This is a genomic window from Actinomadura sp. B10D3, from assembly GCF_039871695.1.
GTDB lineage: Bacteria > Actinomycetota > Actinomycetes > Streptosporangiales > Streptosporangiaceae > Spirillospora > Spirillospora madurae.
This window is the reverse complement of record NZ_JBDPLY010000002.1, coordinates 565,525-590,090: the sequence shown is the minus strand read 5'-3', so window position 1 is coordinate 590,090 and position 24,566 is coordinate 565,525. Positions and strand designations below refer to the sequence as shown.

Here is a 24,566-nt window from a genome sequence, read left to right as displayed (position 1 = left end):
GCCGGCGACGACATGGTGCAGAGCACCATCAAGATCCGCCAGGCGGGTTTCGGCGACTGCGTCGACACGCATGTGAGCTTCCTCGACAACCTCGCGATGCTGCGCGACCTCTCCCTCATCCCCTGACGGGAGCTACCGGGTCGGCTGATCGGGCGGACCGACCCGTGTGCCGCCTGATCGGCCTGCGACCTTGCGGCGGCTGCCGTCCTCCGCTTCTACGAGGGCGTGCTGGAGGAGGTGCTGGAGATCTTCCCCGGACGGATGCACGACAAGCCCCGAAAGACCTGGCGCATGGCCGACTGACGACCCCGGCGGCCGCTCAGGAATCCCGGTGCTGGTGCTGCTCGGGCAGGCGGCTGTCCGGGTGCGCCCACGGCAGGATGTTGCCCGTCCGCGCGCCCTCCGTCTCCCGCAGGCGCCGGAAGAACGCGAGAACTTCCCGGTCCGAGTGGCGCAGGCTGAAGTGGATCAGGACGAACAGCGTTTCCGGGTGAGCCTCGACCACGGGTCTGAGCCGGCTCCACACCGTGTGCCCCACCCGATTCGCGCGGTCCATCTCGGCGTCGTCGAGAAACGTGCATTCCGTGATGACGACGGGATACTCGAAAAGCCACGGGTTCCGCTCGAACACGGTGACGTGCGTGTCACCGAGAAAGGCGAACAGCGGCCGGCGGACCGCCATGTCGACCTCGACCCCCTCCTTGCGCCGCCGCGCCATGATCCGGCCGAACTCCGCGCCTCGTCCCTCCTGCGCCAGGGACCGCCGCAGCTCCTCGAATTCCGGCCGCAGGGCCTTGCGCTCCTCCGAAAAGGCATATCCCACACAGGGCACCTTGTGCTCGCACTCCACCACGCGCACGTGATGTCCCCGGCGGCCGACGGTGAACTCGTCGTCCTGCCCCACGCCGTGCAGGCGGTAGCCGCCCGCCAGGGCCGGGTCGAAGCCCGGCCCGTGATTGAGCTCGCTGGACGCGCGCAGGTAGGCCTCCGCGTACGGCACCGCGCCGGCCGGCAGGTAGATGTCCGGGCCGGGGCTCCTGGCGGCCAGATAGTCGAGATCCTTCGAGTGATCGTGGTGCGTGTGGGTCAGGAACACCGTGTCGACCTGTCGCCCCTCGCACAACCCGGCGTCGAGGCTGCATCTCAGCTCCGGGATATGGAAGAACGTCTTGTCGTTCGCGCGGGAGTATCCGGTGAGGGTCAGTTCCGTTCCGGGAATGCGCCACGTCTTCCATTGCCGGAAAGGATGCCCCCGCTCCAGAAGCTCGGGATGACCGTGCTCCTCCTCAATCCGCATCGTCGGACGCCTTTCAAGACGGTCGAAGGCAGCACTGTCACCGCGATCGAGTGACCGCGATGGTAGCGACGGCCCGCCCGCCGCCGCGCCTGCTTTTCACAGCAGGGAAAGCTCGTGGGCTCGCCGTACCGCCTCGCCTCTGCGCGTCACGGCGAGTTTGCGGTTGATGCTCTTGAGGTGGGTCTTGACCGTGTTCACCGACACGTACAGGTGTGCCGCGATCTCCTCTGTCGTCATCAGCTGCGCGACGGACCGCAGCACCTCCAGTTCCCGCGGGCTGAGCCGCTCTACCGGCACCGTCCCGTTACCGCCGGGAGAGACCGTCGCTCCGGTCTCCGCCGCAAGGCCCAGCGGTTCCAGGAGGAGGCGATGGGCGCGGAGCATCATCGGATCCTGCCGCAGGAGAGGCAGCAGCCAGCTCCGCGACATCACGAAGGGCCGCCTGATGCCCTCCCGCCGAGCCAGGCGGAGCGCTCGGTCAAGGGAGCGGCGGCCCTCCCCCCGGTCGCCTTTCCGGTAGGCCAGCCGGGCGTCGAGCAGCCATGCCTCCACGCGCACGTCCGTCGGCGCCCTGGTGTGCCGGTGCAGCCCCTCCCTGAGCGCCGCGACCGCGGCGGCGTCCTCGCCGGCGCTCATCTCGACGTGGGCCAGCGCGAGGGCCGTTTCGAGGGACGGCGGCCCGCCGGCGCGTTCCACGTCGCGCCGGGCGGCCTCGATCTCACCGCGGGCGACATGGGCCTCGGCGCTCACCAGGGCCAGCCTGCGCCCGAGCCAGCCGGGTCGCGGGACCATCTCGCCGGCCGCCCGCAGATCCTCCAGGGCGTGTTCCGGGCGCCCCCGGCACAGGTCGGCACGGGCCTTCACCAGGTGCTGGATGGCGCTCGCCAGGGGGCCGGGGAACGCCTGCGCCACCCGCCGGCGAGCCGCCCGGGGGCGCCACCGTTCGACGTCGCCCCAGGCATCGGCCAGTTCCGCCGCCGCGAGGTCGTCGCCTTTGGCGGAGACCGGCGGCTCGGGGAGCCGGCGGGCACGGCCCGCCAGGTCGGCGGCGTGCGCGACGTTGCCGAGGAGGGCCTCGGCGAGAGCCAGATCGCTGAGGCACCGCCTCCTCTGGACGTCGCCTCCCGCCTGCTCGGCGGCGGCCAGCGCCTCGCAGAAGTGGTGCGCCGCCTCGTCCAGCTCTCCATGCCATACGTGCGCGGCCGCCCGTCCGGACAGCGCCAGCGACCTCAGCTCCGGACGGTCGTCGAGGAGGCGGCCGGGGGCCTGCCGCAGCAGTGCCGCTTCACCGGAGGCACCGGCCAGGCCACCGAAGCCCGCCGCTCCGGGGCGGCAGAGCTCGACGGCGGCCAGGCACATCCAGGCGGCGTCGTGCGGCGAGCGCCGGAGGACCCTCCTGGCGTGGCGCAGGGCGGCCGCGCACGACGCCTCGTCCCCGCGCCGGGCCGCGACCGCCGCGGCAACGATCGCCGGCTCCGGCCGGGCGCCGGTGAAGGCGGCCGCGTCCGGTATCCCGTCGAGGAGGTCGAGCGACGCCTCCGGCGGTCCGAGGCCGAGCGCGCGACCGATCGCCAGCCGGTCGACGACCATCCGCGACGCGTACTGCCAGTCACCCGCCCGGACGGCCTGGCGCACGGCGTCGGGCAGCATCCCCGACCGCTCGAACCATTCCGCCGCCCGGCGATGCAGGACCGGGACCATGCCGGGCGATTCGTGCCGGAGGATCAGACGCAGCGCCGCACCGAACATCGGGTGGTAGCGGTACCAGCCCCGTCCGAGCGGCACCACGAAGGCGTTCTGCCGGACCATGTCCGCGAAGGCCCGGCCCGCGTCACCGGCCAGCTCGCCGGCCAGCTCGGCGTTCACCCGCTCCACGACGCTCGTCGCGAGCAGCAGCCGGCGCGCGCCGGGCCGCTGGGCGTCGACGACCTCCTCCATCAGGTACCCGACGACGGTCTGGTCATCGCCCGCGAACCGGGCGGCGAACTCCTCGGGATCCGGGTGGTTCTCCATCGACATCGCGGCGAGCCTGATCGCGGCCGGCCAGCCGCCCGTCCGCTCGTGGAGCGCCCGCCGGGACGCGTGCGTCAGCCGCACCCCGTGCTGGGCCAGCACCTCGGCGACCTCGTGGTCCCCGAAGGCCAGGTCGTCGGCGCGGATCTCGGTCAGCTCGCGGGCGAGCCGGTGGCGGTTCAGCGGAAGGGGCGAATCGCTGCGCGAGAGGACGACCGCCCGGAAGGCGGGGGCATGCCGCAGCAGGTGGTCCACCACCTCGGCGGGCGCCGAACCGGGCCGGGCCGGAAAGTCGTCGACCACCACCGCGACGGGGGCGGCGGCGTCCAGCAGCGCCGCCGTGACCGCCTCGCGCGGATCGGGGCTCCGCCCGGCGGACGCCGTGTCGATGCCCGCCCCGGACAGGCTCCTCGCCAGGGAGGCGCAGAACCCCTGGACGGTCACCGTCGAGTCGTCGCAGGTGACCCAGCACGCGACCGGCGGCCCCGCCCCGGACGCCGCCCAGGCCAGCGCGGTGATCGTCTTGCCCGCCCCCGGAGGTCCGGTGATCACGGTGAGCGGGCCCCGGACCCCGCCGCTCAGCCGCCCGGTCAGTCCGGGCCGCGGAACGACCCAGCCGGGCAGGGACGGCATGGACCCGGCCGGGACGGCTCCCGGCGCCGATGCTTCCGCGGGAGTCCCACTCGCGATCATTGAGATCACCCCGAGAGGGGGCGCGCCATCTCCGGGCCCCCTGACCAGGACGCCGCCCCCCCGTAACCTCCCCTTACCCGCCCTGAGGCCCGTGAGAACGGCGCCCTTGGAAGGCGAGCCGGGCCAGGCCCGCGAGCCGAATCCACCTCATCGTCCGCCGGAGGGGCGGTGCCGGGATCACCCGCCAGGGATGATGCGACCGCATGCTCCGCCGCGGTGCGCTGGTGCCATGGACCACCCCGGCTCCAGGCGGTGCGGAGCCGGGCGAGCAGAGAGGACCCCATGGCCTCAGCGCACCCGTCAGAAGCGGACGGGCCGGTGAGCCCGCCGGCGTCCGGAGGGCTCACCCGGCCGGCGGCCGGCGCCGGGCTGCCGACCGCGGCCCTCGCCCTGTGGATCCGGCACGCCGACGAGCGAACAGCGAGCGCGAACCGATGACCGATCCTCCGACCGGCCCCGGCTACGAGATACGGATCAGGGGCCGCATCAGCGACACCTTCCAGCACGCGTTCGACGATCTCAACGTCCGCGTGAACCCCGTCGAGACCGTCGTCTGGAGCCCGGAGCTCGATCAGGGCGCCCTGTACGGCGTCCTGGAGATCATCGAAGCCCTGGGCCTCGAACTCGTCGAAGTGCGCCGGCTCCCGCCCATGGCACCGAGGGAGGCCCGGTCATGACCATGGTCCGTAGCGATCACCTGAGCCCCTCCGAGCGGGCGGGCCGCGGCAAGGCCGCGCGTGCGCGTGTGCCCCGCAGCGGTCACGCCGCCTTCGGACCGGACGGGACGCGCCCGGATCCCCTCGACGTGATCGAGCGGCAGTCCGCCGAGCGCGTCCCGGAGCTGGTGCCGATCCGGTACGGCCGCATGCTGGAGTCTCCGTTCCGGTTCTACCGCGGCGCGGCGGCGATCATGGCCGCGGATCTCGGTGCCGTCCCGGACACCGGGCTGACGGCGCAGCTGTGCGGCGACGCGCACCTGCTGAACTTCCGGCTCCTCGCCTCCCCCGAACGCCATCTGCTCTTCGACATCAACGACTTCGACGAGACCCTGCCGGGCCCGTTCGAGTGGGACGTCAAGCGGCTCGCCGCCAGCCTCGCCATCGCCGCCCGCGCCAACGCCTTCATCGCCGCGGAACGCGAAGGCATCGCGCGGGCCTGCGTCCGCGCCTACCGGCGGCGGATGCACGACTTCGCCGGCATGCGCACCCTCGACATCTGGTACGCCCAGGACGACGCCGACCGGCTCAAGGCGATCCTGCCGAAACGGCTGGGCAAGGACGCCCGCCGGCGGGCGTCCCGGACGGCGGCCAAGGCGCGCACCCGCGACAACGTCCAGGCGTTCGAGAAGCTCGCGCACGTGGCCGAGGGCGGCGTGCGCCGCATCACCCCCGATCCGCCGCTGATCACCCCCCTCGGGGACCTGCTCCCGGACGAGGAGCGTTCCGGACTCGAACGCACGCTGCACGACCTGGTCAGGAACTACCGGCACAGCCTCTCCCCCGAGCGGCGGCATCTGCTCGGCCGGTTCCGTCCGGTGGACGTGGCACGCAAGGTGGTCGGCGTCGGCAGCGTCGGCACCCGCTGCTGGATCGTCCTGATGCTGGGCAGGGACAACAACGACCCGCTGCTCCTGCAGGCCAAGGAAGCCGGGGAGTCGGTCCTCGCCCCGTACACCGCGGCGGCTGGGCGCGGCGGTAACCAGGGGCGGCGCGTGGTGTCCGGGCAACGGCTGATGCAGGCGGCCGGGGACATCTTCCTGGGCTGGGACCGCGTCACCGGTATCGACGGCCGGCGACGCGATTTCTATGTGCGGCAACTGCGCGACTGGAAGGGGATAGTCCAGCCCGAGGCTATGGCGCCGGACGTGATGCAGGTCTTCGCGGAGCTGTGCGGAGCGTCCCTGGCCCGGGCGCACGCACGTTCCGGCGACCCGATCGCGATCGCCGCCTATCTCGGCAGGAGCGACACCTTCGACCGGGCTCTCGCGGAGTTCGCCGAGGGGTACGCCGACCAGAACGAACGCGACCACCAGGTCCTGGCCGACGCCGTGAAGGACGGCCGCGTCACCGCCGAAAGCATCTGAACCGAGGGCTCAGGCGAGAACCTTGGCCTTCGCCTTCTCGTACTCCACCTCGCTGATGTCGCCGTGGTTCTTGAGCTCGGCCAGCTTGACCAGCTCGTCGGCCTTCGTGGGCTCCTGGGGTCCCGGTCCCGCGGTCTCGCGGACGTAGGCGCGGAACTGCTCGTCCCGCTTCTGGACGGCGCGCGAATCCCGTTCTCCCATGCCCTTGCCACGCGCGATCAGGTACACGAAGGCGCCGAGGAAGGGCAGCACGATCACGAAGATCGACCATCCCGCCTTGCCCCAGCCGCTCAGCCTGTCGTCGCGGAAGATGTCGGTGAGGATCCTGAAGAGCACCATGAGGAACAGCACCCACAGGAAGAACCACAGCATCGTCCAGAAGGCGTTCAGCAAGGGATAGTCCGTTGCGGCGATGGGCGCCGCGAGGTCGTTCATGGTGGCCCTCCTGTCGTCGGCCGCTCTTCATCCGATGCAGCCAACGCTCCCCGAACCCGACGGTTCCGGAATCACCCGCAACAGGCGATTCACGGACGCGGGCAGGACGCGCGTCTCAGCGCGCTCGGATGCCGTCCAGGATGAGGGAGATGACGTCCTCGGACTCCGCCGCGGTCTCGGGAGAGCGCCACTCGTCGGCGTGCACCGGGTTGTGGAAGCGGCTGGTCGCGTTGAGGACGGCTCGCGCGATCACCTCCGGCTCGCCGGAGGCGAAGTCGCCGCGGGCGATGCCGTCCGCGACGATGGCGCGGACCTCGCCGAGCAGGAACGCGACATGCGCGGAGGCCACGTCGCTGTGCTCCGCCGCGAGCACCCGGAACGTGGCGAACAGCTCAGGGTCCTCCCTCGCCTTCGCCCACTTCGCGGCGAACATGGCGGTGAGCAGGCGGCGGAGCCGGTCGGGGGCCGGTCCGGGATCCTGAACCGCCGCGGCGATCTCGTCCCGCATCCGGTCCAGCCAGCGCAGGATCACGGCCTCCCGCAGCGCCGCCTTGGACCGGAAGTGACGGTACACGCTCCCGTGGCTCACGCTCAGCAGCCGCGCGACGTCGAGCACCGTGGTCTTCTCCGGACCGTGCCGGCGCAGCAGCTCCTCGGTGGCCGACACGATCGTCTCCGCGTCGAGCGGTTCTGCGCGCATCAGATCCCCCGTCGAACTCAACCCCGGAACGTACACCGGGACCGACGATAGCCCATCGCTCAACGGATGACAGATATTGAAATCTGTCATCCGTTGATTGTACGGTGTGGGCCGCGGGCAGCCGCGCACCACCGCGGCGCCCCATCGACCGAGGAGGCGTCCATCAGCACCCCCACCGCCGCATTCGCCGGCCGCACCGTGTCCCGGGTCGGCTACGGCGCGCTCCAGCTCGAACGCCTGCACGACCGCCGCGACGAGGCCGTCGCGCTGCTGCGCCGCGCGGTAGAACTGGGCGTGGACCACGTGGACACCGCCGAGTTCTACGGCTTCGGCTTCGCCAACGCCGTGATCCGCGAAGCCCTGCGCCCCGAGGACGGCGTCCTCGTCGTCACCAAGGTCGGCGCCGAACCCGACCCGGGCGGGCGGCTCCCGCTGCGGATCGCGCAGCGGCCCGAGCAGCTGCGCTCCGCCGTCGAGGCCAACCTGCGCGGCCTCGGCCTCGACCGGCTCCCGGTGGTGAACCTCCGCCGCCTCGACTCCGGCCCCGGTCCGCGCCCCGAGGGCGACCAGCGGGTCGACCTCGACGACCAGCTCGCGGTCATGACGGCCCTGCGCGACGAAGGCAAGATCGGCGCGATCGGCCTGAGCAGCGTCACCCTCGACATCGTGCGGCGCGCCCTGCCGGCCGGTGTCGCCTGCGTGCAGAACGCCTACAGCCTCGTCTCCCGCGACGACGAGGACCTGCTGCGGCTGTGCGCGGACGAGGGCATCGCCTGGGTGCCGTACTTCCCGCTCGGCGGGGCCCTCCCCGGCCTGCCCAAGGTCACCGAGGAGCCGGCCGTGCACGCCGCGGCCGAGTCGCTGGGCATCACGCCCCACCAGGTCGGCCTCGCCTGGCTGCTGCACCGCGCCCCGAACGTGCTGCTCATCCCCGGCACCGCCGACGCCGTCCACCTGGAGGCCAACGTCGCGGCCGGCGAGATCACTTTCGACGCCGCGACCCTGGCCGCTCTGGACGTCGGATCGGCTGACGAGCGGCGCTTCCCGCGTCACGGAATCGAGTGAGGTAAGAACGGAACATGAAGGCGATCATCTACAGCGACAACGGCGGTCCCGAGGTTCTCCGGCTCGTCGACCGCGACCTGCCCGTCCCCGGCCCCGGCGAGGTCCGCGTCCGGGTCTCGGTGTCCGGGGTCAACCCGACCGACTGGAAGAGCCGTTCGGGCAACCCGATGCAGTTTCCCGAGATCACTCCGCACCACGACGGCGCCGGGGTGATCGACGCCGTCGGCGAGGGGGTCGACCCGAGCCGGGCCGGTCAGCGGGTCTGGCTGTACATGGCCGCCGCCGGGCGGCCCACCGGCACCGCCGCCGAGTACACCGTCGTGCCCGCCGAGCGAGCGGTCCCGCTGCAGGACGAGGCCGGTCTCGACGTCGGCGCCGCGCTCGGCGTCCCCGCGCTCACCGCCCACCGGGCGCTCACCGTCGCCGAGGACGGTCCGCGCCGGCTGCGGCCCGGCGCGCTCGACGGCGCCGTGGTGCTCGCGGCGGGCGGGGCCGGCGCGGTCGGGCACGCGGTGATCCAGCTCGCCCGCTGGGCGGGTGCCACCGTGATCAGCACGATCAGCGGCCCGGAGAAGGCCCGGCTGGCCACCGCCGCCGGCGCCCACCACGTCGTCAACTACCGCGAGGGCGACCCGGCCGCCGCGATCCGCGAGATCGCCCCGGAGGGCGTCGACATCATCGCCGAGGTCGCGCTCGGCGCGAACCTCGACATGGACCTGGCCGTGCTCCGGACCTGCGGCACGATCTCCGTCTACGCCAACGACGGCGACAAGCCGGTGCGTCTGGACGTCCGGCAGAACATGTTCCTGAACTCCCGCTTCCAGTTCCTCGTGCTCTACACGGTCGGCTCGGAGGCGCTCGCCGCGGGCGCCGAGGACGTCGCCGCCGCGGTCGGCGACGGCGCCCTGCCGGTCGGGGAGGAGCACGGCCTGCCGCTGGTCCGCTTCCCGCTCGACCGCACCGCCGACGCGCAGCAGGCGGTGGAGAACGGCACGGTCGGCAAGGTCCTGGTGGACATCCCCTAGCCCGCCGGCGACGCGCGAGGACTCTTGACAGGAAGGGAGGCGCCGCGTCAGATGTAACTAGTTACATCTGGAGATGGAGCGCGACGAGCCGGAAGAGATCGTCATCCGACCCACCCTCATCACCCGCCACTCCTGCGGCGAACCCTGAGAACCCCCGATGGACGATCGCCTCGCCCGGCCGGACCCCGCCTCAGCGGAGGGAGGCGGCGAGTCGCAGGACGCGGGGCGTGTCGCCGACGGGGGCGATCAGGAGGTCGGTGGCGCCGGCGTCGGCGAAGCGGCGCAGGTCCCGGGCGACGGTGTCCTCGTCGCCCGCGATGACCGTCTCGTGGACGCCCGACAGGCCCTGCCGGTCGAGGATCGCCCGGTAGGCGGGGAACCGCGGCGCGACGCCGAACCGCTCGGCCAGGGCGCGGCGGGCGCCGTCCGGGTCGTCGGTGACGGCCACCAGGACGCCGGCCAGGACGCGCGGGGCGGGCCGTCCGGCGGCGTCGGCGGCCTTGGTGATCGCGGGCACGATGTGGTCGGCGATCGCGTCGGCGCCCACCCAGGTCGTCACGGTGCCGTCGGCGAGTTCGCCCGCGACGCGCAGCATGGCCGGGCCGAGCGCGGACAGGATCACCGGCGGCGGGGTCGCGCCGGGCGCGTCCATGGCGCCGGCCGCGGTCAGCATCTCGCCGTGGAAGTCGACGGTCTCGCCGCGCAGCAGCGGGCGCAGGGCGGACAGGTACTCGCGGACGTGCCGCACGGGCCGCTCGTAGGAGATCCCGTGCCCGCCCTCGATGATCTGCGGGTGGCTCGGCCCGACGCCGAGGGTGAAGCGGCCGCCCGTCATGGACTGCGCGGTGAGCGCCTGGGCGGCGAGGGCGAGGGGATGGCGCGGGTACGTCGGGACGATGGCGGTGCCCACCTCGATGCCGGGCACCTCGCGCCCGGCGAGCGCCGCGGCCATGAGGGCGTCCCACGAGTCCGCCTGCCCGAAGAAGAAGCCGTCGAGCCCGGCGTCCCGGGCGAGGCGGACCTGGGCGACGAGGTCGTCCACGGGGGCCGTCCCGGCGAGGCCGAACATGCCGATGCGCATGAGTCACTCCAACCTGAATCGGAAATTCCGGTTCCGTCAGGGTAATCTGCATCTGGGATTCCAGGTCAGGGGGTGGCGATGCGGGCCGACGCGCGGCGCAACCGCGAGCGGATCGTCACGTGCGCCCTCGGGCTCTTCGCCGAGCACGGCCCCGGCGTGGGCATGGAGGACATCGCCCGGGAGGCCGGGCTCGGCGTCGGCACCCTCTACCGGCACTTCCCGGACCGGCGGGCGCTCGTCGAGGAGATCGCGACCGGCGCGCTCCGCTGCCTGGTGACGCGGATCCGGCTGCTGACCGCCCAGGATCGCCCTCGCTGGGACGTGCTCACCGACGTCGTCGCCTACTGCACGGGACAGCCGCTGGCCCTCATCAAGTCGCTCGCCGACGGCGGGCCCGTCCCCGGCGACCGGGAGGCCTTGCAGAAGGAGGTCGACGGGCTCCTCCGGGAGCTCGTCGAGCAAACCCGGCACGAGGGCGGACTGCGCCGCGACATCGGCTCCGCGGAGGTGGCGGAGATCCTCAGCACCACCGTCTGCCGTCCGGGCGCTCGCCCCGACGACGCCCACACCCGGGTGGTGCTGGACGGTCTCAGAGCCTGACCCCCGTTCCGGTCAGGTCACCAGCCCTCGGCGGTAGGCGTAGACGACCGCCTGGACGCGGTCGCGCAGGTCGAGCTTGGTGAGGATGCGCGACACGTACGTCTTGACGGTCTCCTGGCTGATCACCAGGACCGCGGCGATCTCGCTGTTGGACCGGCCGTCGGCGATGAGGCGCAGCACCTCCAGCTCGCGAGGCGTCAGCGGGATGTCGTCCGGCCCGCCCTCGGCCGGACGGATCCGCGCCGCGTACTTCCCCACGAGCTGCCGCGTCACCTCGGGGGCCAGCAGGGCGGCGCCGGCGGCGACCGTGCGGATGCCGTGCAAGAGCTGCGCGGGCGGGGCGTCCTTCAGCAGGAACCCGCTCGCCCCGGCGCGCAGCGCCTCGTACACGTACTGGTCCAGGTTGAACGTCGTCACCACGAGCACCTTGACCGGATGCTGCACGCCGGCACCTGCCAGCTGGCGGGTCGCCTCGATGCCGTCCAGGACCGGCATGCGCACGTCCATCACGACCATGTCCGGGTCCAGCCCGCGGGCGAGGTCGACCGCGGCGCGGCCGTCCCCGCACTCGCCCACCACCTCCAGGTCGGGCTGCGCGTCGATGATCGTGGTGAAGCCGGTGCGGATCAGCGCCTGGTCGTCGGCGACGACGACCCGGACGGGTGCGGTCACGAGGTCCTCGCGGGGATGCGCGCCCGCACGACGAACCCGCCGCCCGCCTGCCCGTCCGCGCGGAACTCGCCGCCCAGGGCGTCGACCCGCTCCCGGAGCCCGGCGAGGCCCCGCCCGCTGCCGCCGGGAGAGCCGGCGCGCGTGCCTGATCCGTCGTTGCCGACCTCGACCGTGATGTCCCTGTCGCCATACTGCACGTGCACCACCGTACGGCTGCCGTGGGCGTATTTGAGGGCGTTTGTCAGAGCCTCCTGCACGACGCGGTACGTCACGAACTCGGCGCTGCCGGACGACTCCGCCTTCTCGCCCTCCTCCTTGAAGTCCACGGGCTGCCCCGCCTTGCGCGTCTGGTCGATGAGCGTGCCGAGGTCGCCGGCGGACGGTGCCCTGGTGGTGCCGGTGTCGTGGTCGGGGTTGAGCAGGTCGAGCAGGTGCCGCAGGTCGCCGATGGCCCGCCGGCCCGTCTCGCTGATGGAGCCCAGGGTCTCTTCGAGCCGATCGGGCGCGGCGGTCAGGTACCGCGCGGCCTCGGTCTGCACGACCATCGCGGTCACGTGGTGGGTGACGACGTCGTGGAGCTCGCGGGCGATGCGGGTGCGCTCCGCGGTGCGGGTGGCCTCGGCGATGCGCCGGCGGCGTTCGGCCTCGGCGATCCGGGTGGACCTCAGCCAGGACCCGGCGCACCATCCCATGGCCGCCACCAGGTAGAACACCACGAACCCGCTCACGCCCTCCGGCGACCCCATCCGGTGGAGCGTGACCGCCAGCGGCACGTACACCGCGGTGAGGGCGAGGACGGCGATGCGCCGGTGATGGTCCAGGTGGGCGCCCGCGCTCACCAGCGCGAAGGCGACGGCGGTGCCCGCGACCATGTGGTAGCTGCCGAGCTCGGCGAGCGTGAAGCCGAGCACCACCAGCGCGAGGGAGGCGCCCGGGTAGCGCCGGCGCACCGCCAGCGGAAGGGTCTCCACGACGAGGATCACGGCGGCGAGCGCGTCGAAGGGGCGCTTCGGGAGGTCTCCGACCTGCGTCTCCTGGCCGTGCAGGGCGGGGAGGAACGACAGGACGATCAGCAGCAGCGGGAACGGGAGATCCCGGACCACGACGGGGAGCCGCCGCCACCGGTCCGGGATCCGCCGGAGGTCCATCATCGGGCGAGCGTAGCGGTCGCGGCGGGCCGGGCGGAGCGGCGCAGCGGGACCAGGTTCCCGCGCCGGCGGGCCAGCCGCAGGAACACGACCGTCACGATCGTGCAGAACACCACCGTGTACAGGCTGGCCTCCGGCCCGAACTCGCCGCCGGTGATCAGGCTCGACAGCGACGGGTCCGGGTTCACCCCGTGCAGCAGCCCCTCCGGCGCGTTGTTGCCGGAGACCGTGGTGCTGAAGACGCCGCCCGCCGCGAAGTTCCAGCCGAAGTGCAGGCCGATCGGCACCCACAGGTTGCGGGTGGCGACGTACGCGGCGCCCAGCATGCCGCCGGCCTCGATCGCGATGGCGATGGCCCCCCACAGGGTCGCGTGCTCGTTGAACAGGTGCGCCAGGCCGAACACCAGGGCGCTGAGCGTCAGCGCCACCCACGTGCCGGTGCGCTCCTCGATGATCCGGAACAGCACGCCGCGGAACATCACCTCCTCGGTCACGGCGGCGGCGGCCATGAAGCCGAGCAGCGCGACCGTGCCGCCGGCCGAGCCGAAGCCGTCGGCCTCGTAGCCGCCGAGGAAGGCGATGTTGACGATGACGGCCGCGAAGAGCCCGGCGCCGAGCAACGCCCCGAGGCCGAGGCGGACCGGGGCGCCCTGGACCGCCACCTCCACCGGCTCGCGCTTCTCGGTCCGCCGCACCACCCACGCGTACACCGGGAGGATCAGCAGGATGGTCACGGCGCCGATGCCCAGGCTGAGGGGGGCGTTCCAGTCCGCCGCGAGCATCAGCCGGCCGCCGACGAGGGAGACGACTCCGACCGCCAAGAGCTGCTTCAGAAATCGCATGTTGTCCTCCGAGATCCCGCGGTCAGGGGCGCCGCGGCTACGTCGAAGACGCTAGAGATCCGGCGGATCCGAATCTTCACCGCTCGGTGGACACTCCCGGGTAGCTCGCACGGGGGACAGGCGCGGCGCTGGATCCCGCAAAACCGCATGTGGCCTGCGGAGAGAGGCCGCCTACCATGATTCGTTCCGAATACGGGAGGTTGCGATGGGACTTCCGGGGATGACCGGCGTCGACCACATCGGCTTCACGGTGCCCGACCTCGACGAGGCGCACCGGTTCCTGGTGGACGTCCTCGGCTGCGAGTACATGTACGCGCTGGGCCCGTTCCGCGACGACGACGGCGACTGGATGTCCGACCACCTGAACGTCCACCCGCGGGCGGTGATGCGGCGGCTGCACTTCTACCGCTGCGGCGGTCAGGCGATCTTCGAGGTGTTCCAGTACGAGGCGCCCGGCCAGGCGGAGGCGGTCCCCCGCAACAGCGACGTCGGGGGCCACCACGTCGCCCTCTACGTCGAGGACCTGGACGCGGCCGTCGCGTACCTGAAGGAGCGCGGCGTCCCGCTGCTCGGCGAGCCGACGTCCAGCAAGGGCCCCAGCGAAGGGCAGCGGTGGGTGTACTTCCTCGCGCCGTGGGGCATGCAGTTCGAGCTCGTCTCCTATCCCGGTGGGAAGGCGTTCGACCGGCGCGCGCGATGACGCGGTGCCTCGGCGTCCCGCTGCCGGCGGCCGGGCGTCTCACATGGGTCGTTCCGCCAGGGCGCGCTCCAGCCGCTCCTGGGCGCGGGCCGCCTGCCGGGCGCGGTAGGCGATCGGCATGTAGCGGACGCGTTCGGGGAGCAGGGGCGTGCTCCGCCCGATGGCCTGCCCCGCAAGGCGCAGCCGGCGCTCGTCCGCCGCCGTCCACCGCAGCCCGAGCTTCTCGCGGGCGGCCTCCGGGAGCGTGCCGATGGTGATCAGCCGTCCGAGCCGCCCGGTGGCCGCGCTCACCGGGGCGACCAGCGGGCGCAGCGGCCCCGGCACGTTCGGCGGGACCTGGCCCATCTGGGCGAGCACCTCGTGCGCCACCTTGTGGGGGACGAGGGTGTTGTAGACCATGTCGTGGAAGTAGTCCCAGTAGTCCGGGATGCTCTCCGGCAGCATCCGCTCGGGCACGCGCAGGATTCTGCCGAGCTGGAGGAACTCGTCGAAGATCTGCTGTTCCTCCTCCGGGGTCAGCGGCGCGGGAGCGAAGTACTTCGCCGCGGCGACGGCGGCGTAGAAGCCGGTGAGGTGCACCCACGCCCAGGGCTCGGCCGACAGCGCGTGGTGGCGGTTCCCGTCCTCGTCGACGGCGCTGAGCGGCTTGTGCATCTCCCGCAGCCGCCTGCCCTCCTCGATGGCGGTCCGCCCCCCGTACACCCAGGTCTGGACGGAGGCGAAGCTGCGCGCCGCCCGCCCGAGCGGGTCGGTGCGAAAGCTCGACAGCCGGTCGACCACGGTCCCGATCGCCGGATGCATCACCTGGAGGATGAAGACGCTGTTGCCCGCGATCGCCGACGTGTAGAGCCCCATCTGCTCCCACAGCAGCGAACCCGGCCCGAACGGGACCGGCTCCTCGCGGCGTTCCCGCCCGGCCGGTGGGCTCGCGGGCGTCCCCTCGGTCACCGTCATCTGCGCGACCTCCCGAAAAGAAGCGACTGCTGTAAGCTAAACGCGAATAAATAGTCGCTTACAAGTCGCGTTTCCGAAGGAACTGCCGATGCCCCCGTCACCTGGGCTTTCGCCCCGCAGGATCCCCACGCAGGACCGGTCGCGGCGCACGGTCGAGCGCATCCTGGAGGCCGCCACTCGCGTTCTGTCCGAGCGCGGGTACGACGGCGCCTCCACCAACCGGATCGCCAAGGCCGCCGGGATCAGCAACGGGTCGCTGTACCAGTACTTCCCCAACAAGGACGCGATCGTCATCGCCGTCCTGGACCGGTTCGCCGACCATCTCGCCGACCGGCTCGGCGCCGAGATCGAGGCCACCATGCGGCAGCCGTGGGAGGCCGCGGGGCGCGCGCTGCTGGACGTCCAGATCCGGCTGTTCGAGGAGAACGCGGACCTGCTGCGCATCATCGTCGAGCAGGTCCCGCGGCTCGGCCCGTTCGACAAGCTCGCCGCGCTGCAGCGGCGGCTGACCGACCTGATCCGCGTCTACCTGCTGGTCAACCGCGCCGCGTTCCGCGAGGACCTCGACATCGACGCGACACTCTGGATCATCACCGAGACCGTCGGCCTGCTGTCCATCAAGTACGTCCTGGACCGCCCGCCCATCCCGCACGACCGCATGGTCGACGAGCTCGCCGAGATGGTCAACGGCTACATCCGCGGCTGACGCTCTCTCCGGAGAGCCTGGCGCGCAGCGCGCCGACGTCGGTGGTGCCCAGGCGCGAGTAGATCTCCAGGGCGCTCCGCCAGTGGTCGCGGGCGGCGGCCGTGTCGCCCAGCCGGTGGTGGACGTCGCCGATCCCGGTGTGCGCACGGGCCTGGTCGTACGGGACGGGGCCCGCCCGCGCCAGTTCGAGCGCGGCTCGATACTGGTCGAGCGCGCCGTCGTGGGCGCCGGCCATCCGATGCCGCCCCGTCGAGGTGCCCGGTGTCGATGTCGACCGCGAGGACGCCGCCCGACGGCCCCGTCCGGGCGGCGAGCCACCGGGAGATGGAGCCGCCGCCGCCCACGTCGAGGCACCGCAGGCCGGGGCCCACGCCGACGGCGTCCAGGGCGCCCTTCGTGTACGGGTCGAGCAGGGTCTGCAGGTGCGCGAGCTGCTCGCGGGCCAGGTCGATGCTGGTGCCGAGGAGATACTCGGTCGCCGGTTCCTGCCGGGCCGTGGCCGACATGTCGTCCCCCTTGGTCGTTCGCCGTGATGTCGGCACGCCATTGTGGAAGCCCTCCCTTACATCCGGCTTTCACCGGCGACTGGTTAGGCTGGGGGGCGAAGCCGCCGTCCTGCGCGGCAGGTGACGGGCATGCTGATCTCCACGAGCGACGTGCCGGCGTCGGAGCGGTACGACTACTGGCAGGCGATCACCCGCGAGCACCTCGCCTGCGGCTTCCGGACGCCCTACGGCCGCCGCACCGTGTTCCGCGCCGAGAGCCGGGTGGACGCGCTGGGGGCGGTCACCGCGGCCGTCGCGACGGCCTTCGGGGTCGGCGCCGCCGGCGCGGCGGAGCTGCACCGCACGCCGGCGATGATCCGCCGGGACGAGGCCGACCTCTACCAGCTCTGGCTGCCGGCGTCGGGCCGGCGGCTGGCGGTCGCCCAGGACGGCCGGCGGGCGGAACTGGCGCCGGGCGACGTCGCGCTGGCCGATCTGACGCGGCCGCTGAGCCTCCTCGCGCGGTCGCCCGGCCGCATGATGACGCTGCTGGTACCCCGCGCGCTCCTGCCGCTGCCCCCGGAGCAGGTGGCCCGGGTGACCGGGGTGGCGCTGTCCGGCCGGGAGGGGACGGGCGCGCTACTGTCGGCGCTGCTGACGCGCGTGGCGGCCGACCTCGGCACCTACGGCCCGTCCGAGGCGGCCCGGGTCTCCACCGCCGCGCTCGATCTGGTCGCCGCGGTCCTGGCCCGGCGGCTGGACGCGGAAACGCCGCCCGACGTCCGGCGCGAGGTGCTGCTGCGCCGGATCTACGCCTTCGTCGACGAGCACCTGGGCGACCCGGAGCTGACGCCCGGCATGATCGCGGCGGCCCACCACGTGTCGCTCCGCCGGCTGCACAAGCTGTTCGAGACCGAGGAGTGCACGGTCGCCGAATGGATCCGGCGCCGGCGGCTGGACCGGTGCCGCAGCGACCTGGCCGACACCGCGCTGCTGGAAAGGCCGGTGGAGGCGATAGCGGCACGCTGGGGCTTCCCCAGCGCCGCGTCCTTCAGCAGGCTCTTCCGCGCCGTCCATGGGATCCCGCCCGGTGAGTACCGGGCCATGCATTCGGATCGGCCGCCGAAATAGCCCGACCGCTGATCGTGCATGCGCCGGCAATAGCCGTGCAGCGGCAGGCAATCGGCCTCTTCGTCCTCCGTGTGACGCTGAGCATCTCTGCCAGTCGGGGAACGGGGAAAGATGAGATCCGCGCATCGTTCGATCGCGCCCGCCGCGCTCTTCTGCGCCGTGCTCGGATCACCCTGGTCGACACGGTCGGCGGCAAGCGGTACTTCCCCCTGATCGGCGCCGGCGGTGAATGCCTGTGCAGCGACACGCTCAACAGCATCGTCCAACCCGGCCGTTCCGCCGAGTTCTACGCGGTCGTGCCCGCACCGCCGCCCGAGGTGAAGCGCATCTCGGTCTCGGTGCCGCAGACCCGGGTGTTCCCGGACGTCCCCATCGGCGAAGGGCCCGTCCGGCCGCCCGGCGGGACGGACCCGGCCGGGGCCGGGCGGCCGAAGATCCTCCCGCTGATCAGCACCGCCGAGGGCGGGGACCGGGCGGTGGACGACGGCGACGGGACCCGCAGCGTCCGGCTGTCGTCGGACGTGCTGTTCGCCGTGGACCGGGCGGACCTGTCGGCGAAGGCCCCGGCGGTCCTGGCCGACGTGGCGCGACAGATCGACCGGGCGGCCGGCGCGACCGTGCGGATCGACGGCCACACCGACGACACCGGGGACGACGCGATCAACTTCTCCCAACCTCCGGTGGCGCGGCCGGACGGCGGGTCGCGGCCGGCCGCGCGAACGAATCCCGTCAGCCCGCCCCGACCGGAAGCGCCGGAAGTGCGCTCGCTCAAACTGGACGTCACCGAACTGCGCCGCTCGCCGCCCGGACTGGTCAACCTCGTCTGGAAGCTGACCAATACCGACGGTGAACCGTTCACCAGCACGACCCGGTTCACACTTCCGGTCACGAAGGTCTTCTACTACGGCGGCGCCAGTGACGGCACCATGGGCGTGACGCTTTATGACGAGGCCACCGGGATGCGTTACTACACCCTGCGCGACACTCAGAACCGGTGCGTGTGCAATCAGCCGACGGGCCGCGACTACAGGGTCCTGCCGGGCGGGACGATTACGCACGCCAACGCCTACAGGCTGCCGCCAGAGGTCACGAACATCACCGTGGAGTTCCCGGGCTACGAACCGACCCGGAGCGTCCCCGTGAGCTGACAGGCGCCGCCCGCCGGGTCAGTCCTCGTCCTGCTCCTTCGGGTCGTCCAGGAGGCGCAGGTGGTCCGGGGTGAGGGTGCCGGTGATCAGCAGGTTCCGGATCAGGTTGACGTTGAGGGCGTTGCCGATCGGCGGGGTGACCTCGTGCTCCAGCAGGCCCGGCACCCGGCCGCTCAGCCGGTGGCGCACCTTCTCGACGCGGCGCGCCGCCTTCTTCTGGTTCCAGCCCGCCCGCGGCTGGAGACGGCTCAGCTCGTCGGCTACCTGGGCCCAGGTCAGGGGCTGCGGGTCCGGGTCGTGGCGCAGGTAGCGCTGGCCGAGGCACACCAGCACCAGGAGTTCGGACGGCTCCAGCCGCCAGGGCCTGCGCTCGTCGGTCGGCGCCTCGTTGCGGGCGCCGCTCCCCGGCGGGACGGCGCCCGCCGCGATCCGCACCTCGAACAGGTGCTCCTGCTCCGGCGCGACGATGAACAGCGGTGTGTACCCGGCTTCGGGCAGCTCCGCCGACTGGCCGCGCAGCACCAGGCGAGACCCAGGGAACCGGATGGCCAGCTTCCCGGTGTTGTACAGCATCCAGCGCGAGTGCTCGCGCTGGATGTGGCCGTGCCTGCGGCTGACGTGGGTGTCGCCCGGCCCGACGCAGACGTGGACGGCGTCCTCCTGGCGTCCGAACACGAGCGTGAACCCGGCGTCCGGCGCGACCCTCATCCCGCCGCGCGCCCCCAGGGCGAACAGCGTGCCGGGCTCGGCCGGGGGGAGCCCGTCGGAGAGGCTCCTGATCTGCGCCGGCAAGAACTCCACCTTGGGTCGCGTCCGCGGCACCGTCTCCGCCCTTTCGCACCGGGAGCCTTCCGGGGACCACGCTAACGTTCTTGTCCGTCACCGTCCGCTGTTCGAGGGGTGGTGGTCCGGTGGGGCGCCGCGCCATCATGGGGCGAGGTCTGTGGCTCCTGGGTGTGCGTGGGAAGGCGGGTCTGTGCAGCGGTTGCGGCCGGGCGATCCGGAGAGGGTCGGCCCCTACCGCCTGCTGGCCCGGCTTGGCGCCGGCGGCATGGGCGTCGTCTACCTCGGACGGTCGCCGGGCGGCCGGCTGGTCGCGGTCAAGGTCATCGGCGCGCGGTACACCGCCGACGCCGAGTTCCGGGCGCGGTTCAAGCGGGAGATCGACGCGGCCCGGACCGTCAGCGGCGCCTTCACCGCGTCCCTGCTGGACGCCGACGCGGACGCCGAAACGCCCTGGCTCGCCGCCGCCTACCTGCCCGGGCTGACGCTGCGGGAGGCGGTCGGGGGCCACGGGAGCCTCCCCGGGCCCGCCGTCCGGACGCTGGCCGCCGGGCTGGCCGAGGCGCTGGCCGACATCCACCGGGCCGGCCTGGCGCACCGCGACCTGAAGCCGGGGAACATCATGCTCACCGCCGCCGGGCCCCGGGTGATCGACTTCGGCATCGCCCGGCCCGACGACGCCATCACGATCACCCGGGTGGGCGCCACCCCCGGTACCCCCGGGTTCATGTCGCCCGAGCAGGCCCATGGGCTGCGGACCGGGCCGGCCGGCGACGTGTTCTCCCTCGGCGCCGTGCTGGCCTACGCGGCGTCCGGGGTGGAGCCGTTCGCGGACGACGGCATGGCCGCCGTCCTGCGGCGGGTGAAGGAGGCGCGGGCCGACCTCGCCGGGGTGGCCGACCCCTGGCTGCGCGACCTGATCGGCGACTGCCTGCACCTGGAGCCCGAGCGGCGGCCGACCGCCGCCGACCTCCTCGCCAGGCTCGACGGGGCCGGGCCGGCGCAGGGCTCCGGATGGCTGCCCGCGGGCGTCGCCGAGGCCATCGACCGCCGGACGGCCCGCGCCCGGAGGATGCCCGAGGACGCGCCGCCCGGGGACGAGCCGGCCCCCTCGACCGTCCCCGACCAGGACCGGATGTCGGAGGAGACCGCCGAGCCCGAGGCCACGGCCGGGGGCGGGGACGCCGTGAACGGCTCGCCGAGCAGGCGCGCACTGCTCGTCGGCGGAGCCGCCGCGCTCGCGACCGCCGGGGTGATCGGCGGCGCGGTCACGCTGCGGCGCGACCGGAGCGGCGGCGCGCGGGCGGCCGCGGGAACGCCGCCGAAGCCGGCCGCGGCGACGCCGACCGCCCCGCCGCCCCGGGCGACGTCGCGGTGGAAGGTGAAGGTGGACGACTACTACCCCGACCTGCTCGCCGCCGGCGGGGTGCTCCTGGCGCACGGCGACGGCATGCTGAAGGCCCTCGACCCCGACACGGGGAAGACGCGCTGGAAGCACCGCTCCTTCGGTATCGACCACGTCAGCGTGGACGGCGATGAGGTGTTCGTCGTCGACCACTTCGCCTCGCGCCTCACCATGCTCCGCGCCGGATCGGGCGACGAGCGGTGGAGCCGCCCGTGGCCGTCCGAGCGCAAGGTCCCGATGTACCCCGTGGCGGAGGCGTCGACGGCCTGCTTCGGCTACGACTCGGTGACCGCCCTGGACAGGGCGGACGGCGACCGCCGCTGGCAAGCCCGGGTGAAGCCCGAGCTCGGGATCGCCGTCACCGACGACCTGGTGATCACGGTCGACCGGACGAAGGTGTCCGCCCTGGACGCGGGCAGCGGCCGTCCCCGATGGACCTATCCGGCGTACTGGGCGCACTATCCGCAGGCCTGCTACGGGCTGGTGATCTTCTGCGACGGGCGCGGGGCCGTGCACGCGCTGCGCGCGGACACCGGCGCGCTCGCCTGGAAGAGGCAGATCGGCGAGACGGTCTACGAGAGCTTCGGCTTCGGGTCGGGCGGAGGGGTGGTCCACTTCGGCACCGCGGCCGGCGACGTGTCCGCCGTCCGGGCCGCGACCGGTGAGGTCGTGTGGTCGCGGCGGGTCGGGCCGCAGGCGTCCCGGAACACGTGGAACGCGCTCGGCACCACAGGCGACCGGGTGTACGTGGGCTGCGCCGACCGGAACGTCTACGCGCTCGACGCGGCCGACGGGCACACGGTCTGGACGTACCCGGCCGACGTCACGGTCCGGACGTCGGCGCCCGTCGCCATCGGCGGCTCGGTGTTCATCGGCACCGCCGGCGGATACGTGCGGGCGCTCACCCCACCGGGCGGGGGTTAGCGGATGCAGGGTCTGGAGCACGCCGATCCCCGGCAGGCCGGGCGGTTCCGGCTGCTGGCGCGGGCCGGCTCGGGCGGCATGGCGGTCGTCTACCTCGGCCGGTCCGCGAGCGGGCGCGCCGCCGCGGTGAAGGTGATGCACGCCGACCTCGCGGGCGATCCCGAGCACCGCACCCGCTTCCGCCGCGAGGTGGCCGCCACCCGGGCCGCCGGCGGGCCGTACGGGCCCGGCCTGCTGGACGCCGACCCGGACGCGCCCCGGCCGTGGATGGCGGCCGAGTTCCTCCCGGCGGTCTCGCTGCGCGACGCCGTCCGGCGGAACGGCCCCCTGCCCGCGGACGCCGTCCGGTCCCTCGCCGCCGGGCTCGCCGAGGCGCTCGGCCTCATCCACCGCGCCGGGTACGTGCACCTCGACCTCAAACCGGCGAACGTGCTGCTCACCGCGGACGGGCCCCGGGTGATCGACTTCGGCATCGCGGCCGGGCGGGACACGGGCGGGGAGGCGCCGGGCACACCGGCAGGGTCCCGCGGCTACATGTCGCCCGAGCAGGAGGCGGGCGAGCCCACCGGACCGCCGAGCGACGTGTACTCGCTGGGCTGCACGCTGGCCTTCGCCTGCACCGGTGCCCCGCCCGCGGAGCGATCCGTCTCCATCGCCGACGAAGGGCTGCGGACGGCGATCGCCGAGTGCCTGCGCTCCGACCCGGACGCCCGGCCGGAGCCCGCCGAGCTGGCCGGACGGCTGGCCCCGCCGGACGGGCAGGCGGCCTGGCCGCCACCGCCGATCGCGGCCGAGATCCGCCGGCAGGCCGCCGCGATGGAGAACCCGCCGGCGCCCCGGCCGCGTCCGGCGAAGCCCCGCAGGCCCCGGCGGGCACTGCTGTCCGGCGCGGGCGTCCTCGTCGTGGGCTGCCTCGCCGCGGGCGTGCTGCTCCTGGACGGGCCGGGCTTCGGATCAGGCGGCGCCGAAGCGGGTGGGACGCCGTCCACGACCACGCCGTCCACGACCACGCAGGCGGCGCCCGCCACCCCGTCGTCGCCCGCCGAGCGGACCCGGGTGCTGGAGTTCTACCTGACGGGCGACGTCACGCTGACCTCGCTGACGTACACGGTCAACGGGAAGAGCACGACCCTGAAGAACGTCGAGCTGCCGTGGCGGACCGCAGTCGACATCCCGGCCGCCCCCGGGTCCGCCAAGTGGAGCATCAGGTACCGCCACCGGCCGGGCGACGTCGGCTACCGCGTCGTCGTGGACAGGATCATGAACGGCTACGGCGGCGGGGGCGGGAAGACCAGCGGCGGGAGCCATGGCACCGCCTGACTCCGGACGGCCGGGGCGCCGGTGACCTGCTAGGCGATATGCCGGTAACGTGCGAAGTGTGCTTGCCGAACCCGCGCCCGCACTGACCGATCTCGCCCTGGGGCTGATCGTCGTGGCGCTCGCGGCCCGGCTGGGGCGCGCGTCGGCGGCGCACCGCCACTGGCGCACGTCCTTCTGGTGGGCGGGACTGGCGGCGCTCGCCGGGTTCGTCCACCACGGCGTGGTGAAGTACTCGGAGCGGTGGAGCGAGCCGAGCTGGGCCGTGATCAGCGCGATGGTCGTCATCGCGGTGTCCTACCTGCTGGCGGCGACCGTCGCCGAGGTGCTCGGCCCGCGCCACGGGAGAACCTTCTGGCTGCTGCGGTCGGTCGGGATCGTCGCGTACGTCATCCTCGCGGTCACCGGGCACGCGGGGGTGTCGGCCCTGCTGGCCTGCGAGAGCCTGACGATGATCTGCATCCTGGCGCTCTGGGGGTGGGCGGCCCACCGCCGCCATCCGATGGCCGTCCCGGTGATCGTCGCGATGGTCGCCAGCGGCGCCGCGGCGGCGGCGAAGGCGCTCGACCCGAGCGTCACCGAACGCGTCGCGCTCGACCCGACGTCCGTCTACCACCTCGCGCAGATCGTCGGCATGGTGCTGCTCTACCTGGCGGTCGCCGCCCCGCGGCACGCGGACACCCTGGCCGCGTCCGGCGGCCAGGGCGGCCCGGCCGGCCAGCGGACGTCGACGTAGTCGTCGCGCGACTTCTGCCGGTCGAAGTTGCTCGTGCCCGGGAAGTAGGCGCGCCAGGTTCCGTCCCGCTTGGCCTTGAACGCCTTGCGGAAGCGGCCGTCCTTGGCGGTCTTCGTGGCCCACCACGGGCCCGCGTCCCGCCCGCGGGGAGGGCTGCGGGACCTGGGCGCCCCTTCCTTCCCGGCTTCCGCCTCAGCCGCCGCCGTAGGGGCGGGTGATGATCTCCAGGAGGTGCCCGTCGGGGTCGTCCCAGTAGACGCCGCGGCCGCCGTCGTTGCGGTTGATCTCGCCGGGGCGGCTGCGCATCGGGTCGGCGTAGTGCGTGAGGCCGCGCTCGCGGATCCGGCCGTAGATCGCGTCGAAGTCGTCCTCGCTCACGAGGAACGCGTAGTGCTGCGGCGAGGGGGAGGGGCGCGCGTCCAGGAAGTCCAGGGTGACGTTGTTGGAGAGCGCGACCGTCAGGAAGTGGCCGAACGGCGCCGGCGAGTCCACGCCGAGCATCTCGGCGTAGAAGCGGGCCGACGCGGCCTTGTCGGTGACGTGGACGATCGTGTGGTTGAGCTCGACTGCCATGACCGGCCTCCAGGTGCGGACGTTTTTGTGAAGGAATTTCCTCCAGATCA

At 73.2% G+C, this 24,566-nt stretch carries 24 protein-coding genes; 12 read left to right on the top strand and 12 right to left on the bottom strand.

All coding sequences use genetic code 11. The features are described from left to right. Positions 1 to 319: 319 nt before the first annotated feature. Both ABGB11_RS06095 and ABGB11_RS06090 read right to left on the bottom strand, forming a co-directional pair. Complete coding sequence (locus tag ABGB11_RS06095; RefSeq protein WP_347629634.1) at positions 320 to 1,297, bottom strand: MBL fold metallo-hydrolase; 978 nt, start codon at positions 1,295 to 1,297, stop codon at positions 320 to 322. Positions 1,298 to 1,393: 96 nt separating this feature from the next. Then, complete coding sequence (locus ABGB11_RS06090; RefSeq protein ID WP_347629632.1) at positions 1,394 to 4,003, bottom strand: LuxR C-terminal-related transcriptional regulator; 2,610 nt, start codon at positions 4,001 to 4,003, stop codon at positions 1,394 to 1,396. A 434-nt stretch (positions 4,004 to 4,437) separates the two neighbouring features. Between ABGB11_RS06090 and ABGB11_RS06085 the strand changes: the two genes are divergently transcribed. Both ABGB11_RS06085 and ABGB11_RS06080 read left to right on the top strand, forming a co-directional pair. Next, complete coding sequence (locus ABGB11_RS06085) at positions 4,438 to 4,680, top strand: hypothetical protein (protein ID WP_347629630.1); 243 nt, start codon at positions 4,438 to 4,440, stop codon at positions 4,678 to 4,680. Further along, on the top strand, positions 4,677 to 6,086 hold the full coding sequence (locus tag ABGB11_RS06080; protein ID WP_347629628.1) for a DUF2252 domain-containing protein: 1,410 nt from the start codon (positions 4,677 to 4,679) through the stop codon (positions 6,084 to 6,086). The genes ABGB11_RS06085 and ABGB11_RS06080 overlap by 4 nt, the downstream gene beginning before the upstream one ends. 9 nt (positions 6,087 to 6,095) lie before the next feature. Here ABGB11_RS06080 and ABGB11_RS06075 read toward each other — a convergent pair whose 3' ends face one another. Next, positions 6,096 to 6,521, bottom strand: a complete 426-nt coding sequence (locus ABGB11_RS06075; protein WP_347629626.1) for an SHOCT domain-containing protein — start codon at positions 6,519 to 6,521, stop codon at positions 6,096 to 6,098. Positions 6,522 to 6,636: 115 nt separating this feature from the next. Next, on the bottom strand, positions 6,637 to 7,221 hold the full coding sequence (locus ABGB11_RS06070; RefSeq protein ID WP_347629624.1) for a TetR family transcriptional regulator: 585 nt from the start codon (positions 7,219 to 7,221) through the stop codon (positions 6,637 to 6,639). 93 nt (positions 7,222 to 7,314) lie between these two features. Between ABGB11_RS06070 and ABGB11_RS06065 the strand changes: the two genes are divergently transcribed. Together ABGB11_RS06065 and ABGB11_RS06060 are read left to right on the top strand one after the other, a co-directional pair. Further along, a complete protein-coding gene (locus ABGB11_RS06065) occupies positions 7,315 to 8,286 on the top strand; it encodes an aldo/keto reductase (RefSeq protein ID WP_347629622.1) in 972 nt (323 codons plus the stop codon). A gap of 14 nt (positions 8,287 to 8,300) precedes the next feature. After that, positions 8,301 to 9,311, top strand: coding sequence for an NADPH:quinone reductase (locus ABGB11_RS06060; RefSeq protein ID WP_347629620.1), 1,011 nt, complete (start codon positions 8,301 to 8,303; stop codon positions 9,309 to 9,311). Between the two features lie 190 nt (positions 9,312 to 9,501). Here ABGB11_RS06060 and ABGB11_RS06055 read toward each other — a convergent pair whose 3' ends face one another. Then, positions 9,502 to 10,392 carry a TIGR03564 family F420-dependent LLM class oxidoreductase gene (locus ABGB11_RS06055; RefSeq protein ID WP_347629618.1) on the bottom strand — a complete coding sequence of 297 codons (891 nt, stop codon included), beginning with the start codon at positions 10,390 to 10,392 and terminating at the stop codon, positions 9,502 to 9,504. A gap of 78 nt (positions 10,393 to 10,470) precedes the next feature. Between ABGB11_RS06055 and ABGB11_RS06050 the strand changes: the two genes are divergently transcribed. Further along, entirely contained in the window at positions 10,471 to 10,992 is a 522-nt protein-coding gene (locus tag ABGB11_RS06050; protein WP_347629616.1) for a helix-turn-helix domain-containing protein, read from the top strand. Positions 10,993 to 11,004: 12 nt separating this feature from the next. On the opposite strand, the gene ABGB11_RS06045 is transcribed toward ABGB11_RS06050, so the two are convergent. The 3 genes from ABGB11_RS06045 to ABGB11_RS06035 are packed head-to-tail and all read right to left on the bottom strand — an operon-like array spanning position 11,005 to position 13,654. Continuing rightward, entirely contained in the window at positions 11,005 to 11,664 is a 660-nt protein-coding gene (locus ABGB11_RS06045; protein ID WP_347629614.1) for a response regulator transcription factor, read from the bottom strand. After that, complete coding sequence (locus ABGB11_RS06040; protein ID WP_347629612.1) at positions 11,661 to 12,815, bottom strand: histidine kinase; 1,155 nt, start codon at positions 12,813 to 12,815, stop codon at positions 11,661 to 11,663. Before ABGB11_RS06040 ends, ABGB11_RS06045 begins: the two co-directional genes overlap by 4 nt. After that, positions 12,812 to 13,654 (bottom strand): type II CAAX endopeptidase family protein, encoded by an 843-nt coding sequence (locus ABGB11_RS06035; protein ID WP_347629610.1) that lies wholly within the window; start codon positions 13,652 to 13,654, stop codon positions 12,812 to 12,814. Before ABGB11_RS06035 ends, ABGB11_RS06040 begins: the two co-directional genes overlap by 4 nt. 205 nt (positions 13,655 to 13,859) lie before the next feature. Here ABGB11_RS06035 and ABGB11_RS06030 point away from each other — a divergent pair, with 205 nt between their 5' ends. Next, on the top strand, positions 13,860 to 14,354 hold the full coding sequence (locus tag ABGB11_RS06030; RefSeq protein ID WP_347629609.1) for a VOC family protein: 495 nt from the start codon (positions 13,860 to 13,862) through the stop codon (positions 14,352 to 14,354). A 39-nt stretch (positions 14,355 to 14,393) separates the two neighbouring features. Here ABGB11_RS06030 and ABGB11_RS06025 read toward each other — a convergent pair whose 3' ends face one another. Further along, positions 14,394 to 15,308 (bottom strand): oxygenase MpaB family protein, encoded by a 915-nt coding sequence (locus tag ABGB11_RS06025; protein WP_347629607.1) that lies wholly within the window; start codon positions 15,306 to 15,308, stop codon positions 14,394 to 14,396. An 88-nt stretch (positions 15,309 to 15,396) separates the two neighbouring features. Between ABGB11_RS06025 and ABGB11_RS06020 the strand changes: the two genes are divergently transcribed. Further along, positions 15,397 to 16,014, top strand: a complete 618-nt coding sequence (locus ABGB11_RS06020) for a TetR/AcrR family transcriptional regulator (protein ID WP_347629605.1) — start codon at positions 15,397 to 15,399, stop codon at positions 16,012 to 16,014. Here ABGB11_RS06020 and ABGB11_RS06015 read toward each other — a convergent pair. Beyond that, a complete protein-coding gene (locus ABGB11_RS06015) occupies positions 15,992 to 16,249 on the bottom strand; it encodes a tetratricopeptide repeat protein (RefSeq protein ID WP_347629603.1) in 258 nt (85 codons plus the stop codon). The two genes, ABGB11_RS06020 and ABGB11_RS06015, sit on opposite strands and share 23 nt — an antisense overlap. A 400-nt stretch (positions 16,250 to 16,649) precedes the next feature. On the opposite strand from ABGB11_RS06015, the gene ABGB11_RS06010 reads away from it, so the two are divergent. Next, a complete protein-coding gene (locus tag ABGB11_RS06010; RefSeq protein ID WP_347629601.1) occupies positions 16,650 to 17,630 on the top strand; it encodes a helix-turn-helix domain-containing protein in 981 nt (326 codons plus the stop codon). A gap of 71 nt (positions 17,631 to 17,701) precedes the next feature. After that, positions 17,702 to 18,778 carry a hypothetical protein gene (locus tag ABGB11_RS06005; protein ID WP_347629599.1) on the top strand — a complete coding sequence of 359 codons (1,077 nt, stop codon included), beginning with the start codon at positions 17,702 to 17,704 and terminating at the stop codon, positions 18,776 to 18,778. 18 nt (positions 18,779 to 18,796) lie between these two features. On the opposite strand, the gene ABGB11_RS06000 is transcribed toward ABGB11_RS06005, so the two are convergent. Then, positions 18,797 to 19,570 carry a hypothetical protein gene (locus ABGB11_RS06000; RefSeq protein WP_347629597.1) on the bottom strand — a complete coding sequence of 258 codons (774 nt, stop codon included), beginning with the start codon at positions 19,568 to 19,570 and terminating at the stop codon, positions 18,797 to 18,799. Positions 19,571 to 19,754: 184 nt separating this feature from the next. Here ABGB11_RS06000 and ABGB11_RS05995 point away from each other — a divergent pair, with 184 nt between their 5' ends. From ABGB11_RS05995 to ABGB11_RS05985, 3 genes are read left to right on the top strand one after another with little or no spacing between them, the layout of a single operon-like run. Continuing rightward, a complete protein-coding gene (locus ABGB11_RS05995; protein WP_347629595.1) occupies positions 19,755 to 21,890 on the top strand; it encodes a serine/threonine-protein kinase in 2,136 nt (711 codons plus the stop codon). Positions 21,891 to 21,893: 3 nt separating this feature from the next. Next, on the top strand, positions 21,894 to 23,210 hold the full coding sequence (locus ABGB11_RS05990; protein WP_347629594.1) for a serine/threonine-protein kinase: 1,317 nt from the start codon (positions 21,894 to 21,896) through the stop codon (positions 23,208 to 23,210). 58 nt (positions 23,211 to 23,268) lie between these two features. Continuing rightward, positions 23,269 to 23,943 (top strand): hypothetical protein, encoded by a 675-nt coding sequence (locus ABGB11_RS05985; RefSeq protein ID WP_347629592.1) that lies wholly within the window; start codon positions 23,269 to 23,271, stop codon positions 23,941 to 23,943. A 192-nt stretch (positions 23,944 to 24,135) separates the two neighbouring features. Here the strand turns inward: ABGB11_RS05985 and ABGB11_RS05980 are convergent, their stop codons facing one another. Continuing rightward, positions 24,136 to 24,516, bottom strand: coding sequence for a VOC family protein (locus tag ABGB11_RS05980; protein ID WP_347629590.1), 381 nt, complete (start codon positions 24,514 to 24,516; stop codon positions 24,136 to 24,138). Positions 24,517 to 24,566 lie beyond the last annotated feature (50 nt).